General features: G+C 71.4%; 10 protein-coding genes. 5 read left to right on the top strand and 5 right to left on the bottom strand.

The genetic code is table 11. From position 1 onward, the window contains the following. Nucleotides 1-18: 18 nt before the first annotated feature. From DFJ69_RS07115 to DFJ69_RS07135, 5 genes are all read right to left on the bottom strand, one after another. The gene (locus DFJ69_RS07115; RefSeq protein ID WP_116021743.1) at nucleotides 19-783 is read right to left on the bottom strand and encodes a Crp/Fnr family transcriptional regulator; all 765 of its coding nucleotides are present in this window, start codon (nucleotides 781-783) and stop codon (nucleotides 19-21) included. Between the two features lie 174 nt (nucleotides 784-957). After that, nucleotides 958-1,728, bottom strand: a complete 771-nt coding sequence (locus DFJ69_RS07120; protein ID WP_116021744.1) for a succinate dehydrogenase/fumarate reductase iron-sulfur subunit — start codon at nucleotides 1,726-1,728, stop codon at nucleotides 958-960. Next, nucleotides 1,725-3,653, bottom strand: a complete 1,929-nt coding sequence (locus DFJ69_RS07125) for a fumarate reductase/succinate dehydrogenase flavoprotein subunit (protein WP_116021745.1) — start codon at nucleotides 3,651-3,653, stop codon at nucleotides 1,725-1,727. The genes DFJ69_RS07120 and DFJ69_RS07125 overlap by 4 nt, the downstream gene beginning before the upstream one ends. Nucleotides 3,654-3,665: 12 nt before the next feature. Next, nucleotides 3,666-4,469, bottom strand: coding sequence for a hypothetical protein (locus DFJ69_RS07130; protein ID WP_116021746.1), 804 nt, complete (start codon nucleotides 4,467-4,469; stop codon nucleotides 3,666-3,668). Between the two features lie 651 nt (nucleotides 4,470-5,120). Next, nucleotides 5,121-5,363, bottom strand: a complete 243-nt coding sequence (locus DFJ69_RS07135; protein WP_116021747.1) for a hypothetical protein — start codon at nucleotides 5,361-5,363, stop codon at nucleotides 5,121-5,123. A gap of 909 nt (nucleotides 5,364-6,272) precedes the next feature. On the opposite strand from DFJ69_RS07135, the gene DFJ69_RS35360 reads away from it, so the two are divergent. Genes DFJ69_RS35360 through DFJ69_RS07160 form a run of 5 tightly spaced genes read left to right on the top strand, consistent with a single transcriptional unit; the run spans nucleotide 6,273 to nucleotide 12,889 of the window. Further along, complete coding sequence (locus tag DFJ69_RS35360; protein WP_245974716.1) at nucleotides 6,273-6,560, top strand: DUF4282 domain-containing protein; 288 nt, start codon at nucleotides 6,273-6,275, stop codon at nucleotides 6,558-6,560. Nucleotides 6,561-6,610: 50 nt separating this feature from the next. Next, entirely contained in the window at nucleotides 6,611-9,061 is a 2,451-nt protein-coding gene (locus tag DFJ69_RS07145; RefSeq protein WP_116021749.1) for a serine/threonine-protein kinase, read from the top strand. A 26-nt stretch (nucleotides 9,062-9,087) separates the two neighbouring features. After that, on the top strand, nucleotides 9,088-10,257 hold the full coding sequence (locus tag DFJ69_RS07150) for a response regulator receiver protein (RefSeq protein ID WP_116021750.1): 1,170 nt from the start codon (nucleotides 9,088-9,090) through the stop codon (nucleotides 10,255-10,257). Next, entirely contained in the window at nucleotides 10,254-12,161 is a 1,908-nt protein-coding gene (locus DFJ69_RS07155) for an AAA family ATPase (RefSeq protein ID WP_116021751.1), read from the top strand. Before DFJ69_RS07150 ends, DFJ69_RS07155 begins: the two co-directional genes overlap by 4 nt. Then, nucleotides 12,158-12,889 carry a 4Fe-4S single cluster domain-containing protein gene (locus tag DFJ69_RS07160; protein ID WP_116021752.1) on the top strand — a complete coding sequence of 244 codons (732 nt, stop codon included), beginning with the start codon at nucleotides 12,158-12,160 and terminating at the stop codon, nucleotides 12,887-12,889. Before DFJ69_RS07155 ends, DFJ69_RS07160 begins: the two co-directional genes overlap by 4 nt. Nucleotides 12,890-13,128: the final 239 nt, after the last annotated feature.

Genomic DNA, 13,128 nt, shown 5'->3' on the forward strand with positions numbered 1-13,128 from the left:
GCCGGAGGCGCGACCATGTCAACGCGCGTGGCGGCGGAGGGCCTGGAGGTCGTGGACGATGACGCGGCGGCGGCCCGTCTCGATCCAACCGTGGCTGCGCAGCGTGCGGAGGGCCTTGCTGACCGCTTCGCGGGAGGCGCCGACCCACCCGGCCAGCTCCTCCTGGGTCAGGTTCACGGTGATCCGGACGCTCCCGGGCGGGGCCGAGGGGTCGGTGCGGCCCGGGGGCCGGGGGTCGCGGACGCGCTGCGGGCCGGGTGCGCGGAGGGCGGGCTTGCCCGTGCGGGGTTCGTAGGGCTCGCTGTAGCGCTCGGCGAGCTCGACCAGGCGTTGGGCGACCCGGCCGGTGGTGTCGAACATGCCGAACTCGATCCGTTTGCGGTCGGCGTCGCGCCAGCGCTGGCACAGCATCCGCATGAGCAGGACCGACACCCGGCTGTGGGCGTGCAGGAAGTCCATGAACTCGTCGGACGGCAGCGCCAGCACCCGTACCCGTTCCAGGGCGGACACGCTGGCGGAGCGGGGCAGCCCGTCGATCGCGGACACCTCGCCGAGCAGGGCGCCGGGGCCGCGGACGGCCAGCACCACCTCGACACCGTTGTCGCCGTAGGAGCACGCCTTGACCGTGCCGGACAGCAGCACGGCGACCCATGCGGTCGACTCGCCCTCGGCGAACAGCACCTCACCGCGTTCGAAGCGCCGCTCGCGACCTCGGGGCAGCAGATCGGCGCGCTCCCCGTCGGTCAGCTCGGCGAGGAACGACCCCGGCTCGTAAGCGCTCATGACTTCACTACATCACGGGATCTGTGCACTTCTCCCTAGTTCACACGTCACAGGTCGGCGACGGTGATGGCGTGCCGTGTGCGCCGCCGGAGCGCCCCCATGAACGGCGTCCGGTGGGCGGCGTCGCGGAGGCACGCCGCCCACCGGCGCTCGGCACGGTGCGGGCGGGGTCGGCTAGGCCGACGGGGTGTCCTGACCCTTGCGGACGATGCCGAGCTTGGAGCCCAGCCAGACCAGCGGGTCGTACCGCTGACCGGCGACCCGCTCCTTCATCGGGATCAGCGCGTTGTCGGTGATCTTGATGTGCTCGGGGCAGACCTCGGTGCAGCACTTGGTGATGTTGCAGAAGCCCAGGCCGTGGTCGTCCTGGGCGATCCGACGGCGGTCGGCGGCGTCGGCCGGGTGCATCTCCAGCTCGGCGATCCGCATCAGGAAACGCGGCCCGGCGAACTCCGGCTTGTTCTCCTCGTGGTCACGGATGACGTGGCAGACGTTGTTGCACAGGAAGCACTCGATGCACTTGCGGAACTCCTGTGAGCGCTCCACGTCCTGCTGCATCATGCGGAACTCGCCCGGCTTCGTGTCGCCCGGGTCGAACGACGGGATCTCCCGCGCCTTCTCGTAGTTGAACGACACGTCGGTGACCAGGTCGCGGATCACCGGGAAGGTCCGGACCGGCGTCACCGTGATGGTCTCGTCCTCGGTGAACGTCGACATCCGGGTCATGCACAGCAGCCGGGGCATGCCGTTGATCTCCGCGGAGCAGGAGCCGCACTTGCCGGCCTTGCAGTTCCAGCGCACCGCCAGGTCGGGGGCCTGGGTGGCCTGGAGCCGGTGGATGATGTCGAGGACGACCTCGCCCTCGTTCACCTCGATGGTGTAGTCGACCAGCTCGCCGTCGCCGTCGTCGCCGCGCCAGACGCGGAACTTCGCCTGATAGCTCACTTGTCGCCCTCCTCGGACTCGGCGGCGGCCACCTCGGCGGGCAGTTCCTCCGCGGTGAGGTACTTCTTGAGCTCGTCGTTCTCGAACAGCGCGATCAGGTCGTCGCGCATGGGCTCCATCGGCTGACGCCTCAGCTCGACCCGGGGGTCGTCGGCGTTGCCCGCCAGCCGGCAGATCAGGTTGGCCTTGCGCCACTCGGCGGACATCGCGGGGTGGTCGTCGCGGGTGTGGCCGCCGCGGCTCTCGGTGCGCTCCAGCGCGGCCTTGGCGATGCACTCCGACACGATGATCATGTTGCGCAGGTCCAGCGCCAGGTGCCAGCCGGGGTTGTAGCCGTGGCCGCCCTGCACCGACACGTTCGCGACCCGTTCGCGCAGCTTGTCGAGCGACGCGAGGGCCTCGCGCAGCTCGTCCTCGGTGCGGATGATGCCGACCAGGTCGTTCATGGTCTGCTGGAGCTCGCCGTGCACGGTGTACGGGTTCTCGCCGGTCGCGCGCTCGAACGGGGCCAGCGCCTCGGCGGACGCCCGGTCGATCTCCTCCTGGGAGGGCGCGGGGAGGTCGCCGTCGAGGGAGTCCACGTACTCGGCGGCGCCCATCCCGGCGCGCCGGCCGAACACCAGCAGGTCGGTCAGCGAGTTGCCGCCGAGCCGGTTGGAGCCGTGCATGCCGCCCGCCACCTCGCCGGCCGCGAACAGGCCGGGCACCAGGGCGGCGGCCGTGTCGGGGTCGACCTCGACGCCTCCCATCACGTAGTGGCAGGTGGGGCCGACCTCCATCGGCTCCTTGGTGATGTCGACGTCGGCCAGCTCCTTGAACTGGTGGTGCATGGCCGGCAGCCGGCGCTTGATCTCCTCGGCCCCGCCCGGCATCCGGCCGACGACGGTGAGGAACACGCCGCCGTGCGGGGAGCCGCGACCGGCCTTGACCTCGGAGTTGATGGCGCGGGCCACCTCGTCGCGGGGCAGCAGCTCGGGCGGGCGCCGGTTGTTGTCGGGGTCGTCGTACCAGCGGTCGCCCTCGTCCTCGGAGGTGGCGTACTTGTCCTTGAACACCTCGGGGATGTACTCGAACATGAACCGCTTGCCGTCGGAGTTCTTCAGGATGCCCCGGTCGCCCCGGACGGACTCGGTGACCAGGATGCCCTTGACGGACGGCGGCCAGACCATGCCGGTGGGGTGGAACTGGACGAACTCCATGTTGAGCAGGGTCGCCCCGGCCAGCAGCGCCAACGCGTGGCCGTCGCCGGTGTACTCCCAGGAGTTGGAGGTGACCTTGAACGCCTTGCCGATGCCGCCGGTGGCGAGCACCACGGCGGGGGCCTCGAACACCACGAACTTCCCGGTCTCCCGGACGTAGCCGAAGGCCCCGGCGATCCGGCCGTTCTCGACGAGCAGGCGGGTGACGGTGGTCTCGGCCCACACCTTGAGCCGGGCGTCGTAGTCGCCGTGCTCGCGGTGGTCCTCCTGCTGGAGGGCGACGATCTTCTGCTGGGCGGTGCGGATCAGCTCCAGCCCGGTGCGGTCGCCGACGTGCGCGAGGCGCGGGTACTCGTGGCCGCCGAAGTTCCGCTGGGAGATCTTGCCGTCCTTGGTGCGGTCGAACAGCGCGCCCCAGTGCTCCAGCTCCCAGACCCGGTCCGGGGCCTCCTTGGCGTGCAGCTCGGCCATCCGCCAGTTGTTGAGGAACTTGCCGCCGCGCATCGTGTCGCGGAAGTGGACCTGCCAACCGTCGTTCGGGTTGACGTTGCCCATGGCGGCGGCGGCGCCGCCCTCGGCCATCACGGTGTGCGCCTTGCCGAACAGCGACTTGGAGATGATCGCCGTCCGCTTGCCCTGCAGGCGCGCCTCGATCGCCGCGCGCAGCCCGGCGCCGCCGGCGCCGATCACGACGACGTCGTAGGAGTGCCTCTCGATCTCGGTCATGATCGGTCGTCCTCAGTTGCAGATGCGCAGGTCGGAGATGGCGCCCCCGGCGACCAGCGCCACGTACAGGTCGGCGGCCACCAGCGAGCCCAGCGTGATCAGCGCGAACTGGCCGTGCCGCTCGTTCAGCTTGGACACCACGCCCCACGCCCAGTACCGGACCGGGTGCTTGGAGAAGTTCTTGAGCCGGCCGCCCACGATGTGCCGGCAGGAGTGGCAGGAGAGCGTGTAGCCCCAGAGCAGCACCACGTTGGCGACCAGGATCAGCGTGCCCAGCCCGACACCGAATCCGCCGTCCTTGCCGTGGAAGGCGAGAATCGCGTCGTAGGTGTTGACCAGGGAGATGAGGAACGCGGCGGCCCAGAAATAGCGGTGCAGGTTCTGGGCGACCAGCGGGAAACGGCGCTCGCCGGTGTACTTCTTGTGCGGCTCGCGCACGCCGCAGGCCGACGGGGACGCCCAGTAACCCCGGTAGTACGCCTTGCGGTAGTAGTAGCAGGTCAGTCGGAACAGCAACAGGAACGGGAGCGATATCGCGGCGAACGGGATGAAGAACGGCAGCTTCGGCAGGAAGGTGCCGAGGTGGGCCGATCCCTCCACGCAGCTCTCGCTGACGCAGGGCGAGTAGAACGGGCTGAGGTAGTGATACTCGTCCACCCAGTAGTAGTCGCCCATCATCGCCCGGACGGTCGCGTACGCCACCCAGGCCGTGAACACCACCACGACGAAGAGGGGATAGCGGCGCCAGTTGTCGGTCCGGAGCGTGCGTGCGGAGATCTGCGCCCGCTTCTTCGTCGGCGCTTCCACAGTGCTCATCGATGGCACTCCAGTGCTCGGGTCATCGTTGATGCGAGAGAGGGTCGCGCACACCTGCGGCCGTCGCGCCACGGCTACATGCAGTACACGCTGCTGGCTAGGCGACCTTACGCCACCACCTTCGCACTGTGACACACGTAACAGGCAGAGGCTGAGTGTGACCCTGACCACAGTGCATTGGCCGGTATCCGAAGCGCTGGGATCATTCCCTCTCCCTATGGTCCCGATCATCAATGGCTATGCAAAGGACCCGTTCGGAGACGGGTTCGTGGGCCCGGGGCGCCGCGGGAAAGCGCTCCCGGCCGGCGTCGACGCCTCTCGCTCGGTACGGACGGCGGCGGCGCGCGCCGCGACGGCCGCGTCGAACGCGTGGATCCCGGTCGGCGGCGCTCGGACTGGACCGGACGCTCACGACGCTGCTCCCGGCGGTCCTCGGCGTCCTACCGGATCTGGCGGGGCGATGGACGTGGGAGGGCATGGCGGGGCCTCAATCTGTTCTGCCAGCTCGGGTGAGCCACGACGGGCGGCCCTCCTCGGGGCGGCCTTTCCGATCGCGGTGCTCGCTCTGTCCGCCCGCCGGCGGCATCTGCGGTCCGGTCAGGTCCGGCATCGTCGTCGACGTCTACGGAGGGACGCGGCGCGTTCTCGCTGTCATGAGCGGAAATCGTGCTCGCTGTCGTGAGTGGAAATCGTGGCGTCGGCCGGCACCGTCCGCCAGGTTCGCGCCCTCGCGCTTCGACTGCAGCCGCCCGACTGCGGGACGAGCGCCTGCCCGACCATCCGGGCGGCGCACGATCGCTGCCGCTGCTGTTGTTCCTGGAACGTGGCGAAGCATGTCGACGTGCGTCCCGGGCCGCGCCCTTTGCCGGCCATCCCGGTCTCCGCGTCGATCATGATGGCGATCTCCCGCCGCCCAGGGCCGCCAGGCCGGCTGGTCCAACCCCCACTGAAGGTGTGAGCTTCCCTGCAGGTCGGTCGCGACCACCTTCCCGCGCAGCTCCGACAGGTCGACCCCGGGACCCAGCCAGCCGGTCGGCCCGCACCTCACGGATCGCCCCGGACCCGGGCACCGGTGCCGTCGGGTGGTCCATGGGGCTCGTCGCACCGCTTCCTCTCTCGTTCCCGGGAGGTCCGACACCCTCGAGAGATGGTGGACGCCAGAAACTGCCGACCATGATCCGGTCGCCGATTTCGACATAAATGAACGTTCCCATTGGTCGACCGACTTCATTTGGGCAATGGTCGAAAAGTGGATGTCGTTCCCGCGCGAGGCGGATGACCGAGATGCCGGCGGCGGGCTCGGATTGGGTCCGGATAACCCGGTCCCCATAGGGCACGGTCCCCTTTCAAGGTCTACGGTCCTTTGTCGAGAATGGTCTGACCCGATTCACGGAAACGGCTCGGTCTTTCTGCGGCGCCCCGTCCTTCTCCTGGGGGCCACGGCTTCGTTCGCGACCCGTCCGACGCCGCGACCCGTCACCGAGATGTGACAGCACCGGGCGCGTCACGCCCTCGCGCGCGGGAACCGTTCTAGAGTCGGCATGCCCGACACACGACGGCGGCCCCCGCGCACGCTCAGGGAGACATACGGCGATGAGCAACCCCTCCGGCCCCTACAACCCCGGCCCCGGCCCAGGTCCCGGAGGCGGTCACGGACCCGGGCCCGGTTCCGGGTCGGGTCCCGCGCCGGGCCGGGGGGCGCAACCGCCTCCACCCCCGTACGGTCCGCAGCAGTCCCGGGGCGGTCCGGGCAGACCCGGGCCCGGTTATGGACCTCCCTCGGAGCCCAAGGAGAAGGGCCTGGTGGGGGCCCTTCTGGACACCAATTTCAACCACCTCGTCACTCCGAAGCTGATCAAGCTCTGGTACGTCATCGCGCTGCTGCTGATCAGCCTGCAGTGCCTGTTCTTCCTGTTCACCGGGCTGTGGATGGCCACCTGGGACAACGGTTGGGCCTGGGGACTGATGCTGATCGTCGCCACTCCGCTGGTATGGCTGTTCGAGGCGCTGCTGGTGCGGATCGTGATGGAGGCCGTGGTCGTCCGGTTCAAGGGGGTCGAGCACCTTCGGGTCATCAAGGACAAGATCTGAACCGGCGCGTTAGGCTCGGCGCAGTCACAGCGGCACCAACGGAGCGGTAAGTGTCCGAGTTCGAGGAGTTCCCGCACCACACGCGGCGGGACCCCGGGGTCACCCACCGCGATCCGCGGTCGCCCGGCGTCCCGGGTCCGCGACCCGACCCCGGATCCACCCGCCGGGACACCACGCCCGGGGGCCCCGGCGTTCCGGGCGAGCCGCTGATCCGGCTGCCGGCGGTGCTGGCCGGGCGCTTCACCGTCGACGGGGAGCTGCCCGTTCAGGGGGCCGAGTCGGACCTGCTCCTCGTTCGCGACACGACGGGCGCGCAGTACGTGGTGAAGGTGTTCCGCCGCGGCTACTCCGCCGACCGTGACGTGTGGGCCAAGCTGCCGGCCCTCGACTCGTCGCACGTCGTCCGGATCCTGGAGACCGGGCACGCCGACGGACGCGACTACGAGCTGTCGGAGTACGCCCCGGCGGGGAACCTCCGCGGGCTGATGGACGCGCCGCCGCCCGCCCCGACCGTCATCGCGATCGTGGCGCAGTTGGCCGCCGGGCTGGACGCGCTGCACCGCGTCGGCATCGTGCACCGCGACCTGAAACCCGAGAACGTCCTGGTCACCGCCACCGACCCGGTGGGGGTGGCGATCACCGACTTCGGGCTGAGCAAGGTCCTCGACCAGAGCGTCGTCTTCGCGTCCTCGTCCCGGACCCTCGCCTACGCCGCCCCGGAGTCGCTGTCCGGCCAGGTGTCCCCCGCCCGGGACTGGTGGTCGCTCGGCATGATCGTCCGGGAGCTGGCCACCGGACGGCCCCCGTTCGCCGGGCTCAGCGAGACCGTGGTCGTCGACCACCTGGCCACCCGGCCGATCGACAGCTCCGACGTCGCCGATCCGCGGCTGCGGCTGCTGTGCCAGGGGCTGCTGGCCCGCGACCCACGGCGACGCTGGACCGCGACGGAGATCCACCGCTGGCTGGACGGCGAGAGCCCGCCCGTCGCCACCGAACGGCCGCCGGCGCCCACCGCCGCGCCGTCGGTCCCGGGGCCGGGCCTGCCGTTCGCGGGCCGCCGCTTCACCGACCGCGGCGAGCTGGCGCGCGCCCTCGTCGAACGATGGGACGAGGCCGCCCGCTACTTCTTCGCGCGCGGCGAGACCGGCGAGGCGTGGCGGGCGCTGCGGGACTGGCTGGCGGGATTCCCCGACGACGACCGCATCGAGCTGATCGACGGCCGCCTCACGACCTCGCTGCCGCCGGACGTCAAGGTGCTGTACCTGGTGCGCTGGCTGGACCCGACCCTGCCGCCGCACTACCTGGGCCGCCGCGTCGGCGTCGACGATCTCCCCGGGCTGGCCGCGCTGGCGGGCGACCCGCGCCATCCCGACCACCGCACCGCGTGCCTCATCGGCCGCGCCCTGTGGGAACACCGACTGCTGCCCGAACTGGCCGCGTTCGAGGGCGCGGACGGCCTGCGCGCGATCGACGACCAGTGGCGGGCCCACGTGTCGGAGTGGAACCGGCTGGCCGGATGGCTGCGCGGCGATGCCGGGCCCCAGGCCCCCTTCGACGGCATGGTGCGGCAGCCGGACGCGGGCGGACCCGGCGGCCGTGCCCCGCAGCACGGGGGGGCCCGTGCCGACGATCCGCCGGTGATCCTCCTCACGCTGCTGGCCCTGGCCGCCCGGCCTGCGGAGACGGCCCGTTCGCTGTCCGAGGCGGCCGCCCGGGCCCGTGCTTCCGTGCGGGAGCCCGTGCCGTGGTTCGACCAACTGGCGGGCTGGGCGGGGGTGGGGCATCCGCAGGGCGGCGATCCACTGCGGCTGCTGGCCGTGGTCCGCGCCGGGCCGGACGCCGTCCTGGTCGCCCAGGACCGCGAGGTCACCGAACGTCGACTCGTCGAGCACGGCCGCCAGTGGGCCGAACGCGAACACCGCCGCCTGGCGGGCCGCGGCGCGGCCACCGGCCGCGCGGTTCTGTGGACCTTGCCCCTATTGGCCCTCTGGTTCCTCGGGAGCTGGGTGGTCGACGCCCTTTCCTCCGGTGGCGGCGACGACGATGACGGAGTTCAGGGGTACGGCGGTTTCGAATCCGCCTCCGGTGTTCCCTTCGGCTTGCTCGTGATGGCGTCCGTGGTGGCCTGGGCCGTGCAGTGCGGGGCCGAGGTGCTGCTGGCCCGGCGGCAGGGCGGGGACTACCTCCCCTACGGCCCCTGGTCCTGGTTCTCCAAGGCGCTCGGCGCGGGGAGCCGGGGCCTCTCCAAGGCCTCGCAGACCCTGTCGGCGTCCGCCCAGAACACCGGCCGGCGCGGCTGCGGTCTGCTGCTGCTCGCCGGCATCATCCCCCTGTTGATCATCTTGCTGCTGCTCAGCCTGGTGACCGCCATGGCGAGCATCCTGTGGCTGCTCGTCCTCGTGGCGGTCCCGGCGGGGCACGCGATCGCGGCCGGAGTACGGCTGCACCATTGGAAACAGGAACACGAGCAGGCCCGCCGGTCGGCCCTCGGGACGGCCTGAGTGGACCGCACGTCCGGAGGAGCCGAATGAGCAGCGGGGTCGAGGCCGATATCGCGCTGGACGCGGCGGTCGTCCTCAGCCTGGGGATGAACCGGGTGGCGGGGAAGGCGGCCGGGCTGACCGCGGCCGGGGCGGAGGCGCTGGCGGCGCGGGCCCAGGGCCGGGCCGACGCACGGGCCGCCGCCCTCGCCGAGGCCGAGCGGCAGGACCGGGTGGTCCGCCAGGTGATCGAACGCAACACCCGGATCGCCGTGCTGGCCGACGCCCAGCGGGAGGCGGGCACGAAGGTCGCGCTGCCCGCGCCGATGCCCCCCGGCGACGGTTCGCCCGATGAGCTGGCCGCCTGGTGCGCGGCCGCCGACCGGGCCCTGGCCGAGGCGGAGCGGCGGATCAGCGAGCATCTCGCCACGACGGTCGCCGCCGGGATCTTCGAGATCCCGGCGGACGGCCTCCGCGCCGACCTGCGCACCTCCGAGACCCCCGAGACCTCGGAGACCCGCAGCGCCTCCCGACCCGCCGAGGACGAAGCCCACCGGCGTGCCGAGACCCTCGTCCGGATCCTGTCCAGGCTCGCGCCCGAGACCGCCGAGACCGACCGCCGGCACGTCGCCGAGGCCGCCCGCGGGCTGGCCGACGTCCGTACCGACGCGGAGGCCGAGGGGCTGATCAGCGAGGTGCGGCTCCGCGTCCAGGCCGCCAACGAGCGGACCGCCGCCCGCCACGAGGAGGAGCGGCGACGCGCGAGCGAGCGGGACGCCGCCGAGCAGGCCGAGGTCGAGCGACGGTACGTGCTCAACACCGTGACCGCCGCGTTCCAGGAGATGGGCTACGAGGTGGACGCCGGGTTCGAGACGTTGACCGCCCAGGACGGCCAGGTGATCCTCTCCCGCGGGGGCTGGCCGGACCACGGCGTGCGGATGCGGGTGGACGATGCCCGTACGATCAGGGCGGCGATGGTCCGCACCCGGGCGCCGGAGAGCGAGGACGACCGGCGCCGCGACGCCGAGCGCGAGCAGGAGTGGTGCGCGGCGTTCGAGGCGGCCCGGGAGCGGCTGGCCGCCGCCGGGATCGACTCGGCGGTGACCTGGCGGATCGAGCCCGGCGACCACGAGCTGCCGGTGGTCGCCGAGGCACGGCAGACTAGAGCCCGGACCAGACAGCAGGCACGGGAGCGCGAGCGGGAGCGCGGATCATGACGGAGTCGCCAACACTGGGGGGACGGCTGCAGGGATGGCCGGCGTTCATCCGCGAGCTGGACGCCACGCTGTCGGTGCACTCGCAGTACGTCCTGTCCGGCAATCTGCACGACAGCTTCCTCGCGCCGTCGGCCGACCACGGCCCGGCGCGGCTGCTGCCGCTGCGCGATCTGCTGTGGGAGTCGCTGCGCTCCAGCGGCTTCTCCTGCCTGGTGGTCTACGACCCGGTGGACGGGCTGCTGGTCTATCCCGACACCGACGACGACATCGGGGACGAGGCGGGCGCGGCGGCCGAGCAACTGTTGGGCAAGCTCAAGCCGGACGAGAAGCCGTCGCTGGAGGCGCTGACGCGGCACTTGGCGGGCGTGGCCCGACCGGCCGAGAACGTGCGCATGGCGTTCCTGATCGACTCGGCGTCCCGGATCGCGCGGACACCCACGGACCTGGAGCCCGCCGAGCGGGACTTCTTCCGCTACTGCGAGAAGCTGTCGCGCACCGCGCGTCCGGTTCGGGTGTCCGGCCCGCGGCCCAAGCCGCTCTACAACCCGGTCATCTGGCTGGTGGAGCGTCCCGGCGACCTGCCGCCCTGGCTCACCACGGGGAACGAGAACATCCGGGAGATCACCATCCCCCGGCCACACCTGGGCGACCGGCAGGAGACCGCGCGGCTGCTGGCGCGGGCGTTCGGGGTGACCGACGTGGGCGCCGACCCGGCCGCGGGCGACGCCTGCGACGCGTTCGCCGAGCAGGCCGACGGGCTGACCCTCCAGTCGATGATCGAGATCACCCGGCTGGCCCGCGAGCGGAACGTCAAGCTCCCCGACCTCCCCGACGCCGTCCGCACGTACAAGCTCGGCGTGCTGGACAACCCGTGGAGCCGCGGCCATCTGCGCCGCCGCGTCCTGGAGGGCGAGAACCGGGTCCCCGATCGGGTCGTCGGCCAGCCCCAGGCGGTCACCAAGACCCTCGACATCCTCAAGCGGGCCGTGCTCGGCCTGTCCGGCGCTCAGGCCACCCGGTCGGGGTCCCGACCGCGCGGCGTGCTGTTCTTCGCCGGCCCGACCGGCACCGGCAAGACCGAGCTGGCCAAGGCGATCACCGAGCTGATCTTCGGGGACGAGTCGGCGTACCTGCGCTTCGACATGAGCGAGTTCTCCTCCGACCACGCCGGGGAACGGTTGATCGGCGCGCCGCCCGGCTATGTGGGGCACGAGGCCGGCGGGGAGCTGACCAACGCCATCCGCGAGGACCCGTTCCGGGTGATCCTGTTCGACGAGATCGAGAAGGCGCACCCGCGGATCCTGGACAAGTTCCTGCAGATCCTGGAGGACGGGCGGCTCACCGACGGGCGCGGCAACACGGTGCACTTCTCCGAGGCCATCCTGATCTTCACCTCCAACCTCGGGATGTACGTGGAGGCCTCACCCGGAACGGTCCGCGACGGCGGCTTCTCCCCCGGCGCGCGGGTCCTGAACATCAACTCCGGCATGTCGTACGAGGAGATCGACGGCAGGCTCAAGGGCGCCATCAACGACCACTTCACCACCGTGCTGAACCGGCCGGAGCTGCTCAACCGGTTCGGCGACAACATCGTGGTGTTCAACTTCATCTCCGCCGAGGCCGCCGACCGGATCTTCGAGCTGCAGTTGGCCAACATCTGCCGCCGGGTCGCCGACGAGCACCGGCTGGCGCTGACCATCAAGGGCGACGTCCGCAAGACGCTACGCGAGTGGTGCACCAGCGAGTTGGACAAGGGCGGCCGGGGCATCGGCATGGCGCTGGAGTCGACCTTCGTGAACCCGCTGGCGCGAGCCCTGTTCGACCGGGAGCTGGCCGCCGACGAGCAGATCACCGTCGCCGGGATCCAGCGCTCGGGCGGCATCGTCGAGCTGGAGATCCAGTGACCGGACCCCCGGCACTGCTGCTGTCCAAGGCGCACTACCCGGTCACCACCCTCGGCCCGGGGACCCGGGCGGGCATCTGGACGCAGGGCTGCACCCTGCACTGCCCCGGCTGCCTGTCGCGGGACACCTGGGAGGCCGACCCCTCGAAGGCCGTGCCGGTCGACGCGGTCCTCGGCTGGCTGGAGTCGCTGCCGGAACGACCGGACGGTGTCACCATCTCCGGCGGGGAGCCGTTCCAGCAGCCCGAGGCGCTCGCGGCGCTGCTCCGGGGCGTCCACGCCTGGCGCGCGAACTCTCCGACCGACATCCTCGTCTACAGTGGATATGTCCATTCACGGCTTTCGCGTTCGGCGGCCACCCGCGAAATCCTGAACCTGTGCGACGCCGTGATCACGGGGCCGTACGTCGACCGGCTCAATCCCGAGGGGCCCGAGGGGGGACACCCCGCCGACGGCTCTCTACTCTGGAAGGGGTCGGCAAACCAGCGCATCGTGCCACTGACCGCCCTCGGTCGCGAGCGGTACGGATCGCCGATCGGCGGCGAGGCGGCCGCGGGCACCGCCCCTCACCCAGGGGCGCGCCCCCGGGTACAGGTGTCCGTTGACGAAGGGCCGGAGGGAAGGCGGGTGTTCTACATCGGGATCCCGCGACGGGGTGACATGACGCACCTCACGTCGATGTTGGAGCAGGCCGGAGTACGTGCGGGGGAGGTGTCCTGGCGGCCATGAACCATAGCAATCACGCCTGTCCCATCTGCGATGAGCCGTTCCAGCCCGGTGATCTGTTGTGCCTGTCCTGTGGGGCCAACCTGGCCCGGGTCGGCGCCGGACGCCGCGCCGCCCCGGCGAACGAGCAGCACCCACCCGCGCCGCACCCGGGTCCCCAGCACGGTCACCACCAGCACCAGCACCCGCCCGCCTCCCAGCAGCCCCCGGACGACTGGCGTTCGCACCAGCAGAACCACCAG

It is taken from the genome of Thermomonospora umbrina (assembly GCF_003386555.1).
Classification (GTDB): Bacteria; Actinomycetota; Actinomycetes; order Streptosporangiales; family Streptosporangiaceae; genus Thermomonospora; species Thermomonospora umbrina.

Excerpts from the sequence above, each read along its gene's own strand:
- DFJ69_RS07115 (WP_116021743.1), bottom strand. The coding sequence starts at position 783 with ATGAGCGCTTACGAGCCGGGGTCGTTCCTCGCCGAGCTGACCGACGGG.
- DFJ69_RS07125 (WP_116021745.1), bottom strand. The coding sequence starts at position 3,653 with ATGACCGAGATCGAGAGGCACTCCTACGACGTCGTCGTGATCGGCGCC.
- DFJ69_RS07130 (WP_116021746.1), bottom strand. The coding sequence starts at position 4,469 with ATGAGCACTGTGGAAGCGCCGACGAAGAAGCGGGCGCAGATCTCCGCA.
- DFJ69_RS07135 (WP_116021747.1), bottom strand. The coding sequence starts at position 5,363 with ATGATCGACGCGGAGACCGGGATGGCCGGCAAAGGGCGCGGCCCGGGA.
- DFJ69_RS07150 (WP_116021750.1), top strand. The coding sequence starts at position 9,088 with ATGAGCAGCGGGGTCGAGGCCGATATCGCGCTGGACGCGGCGGTCGTC.
- DFJ69_RS07155 (WP_116021751.1), top strand. The coding sequence starts at position 10,254 with ATGACGGAGTCGCCAACACTGGGGGGACGGCTGCAGGGATGGCCGGCG.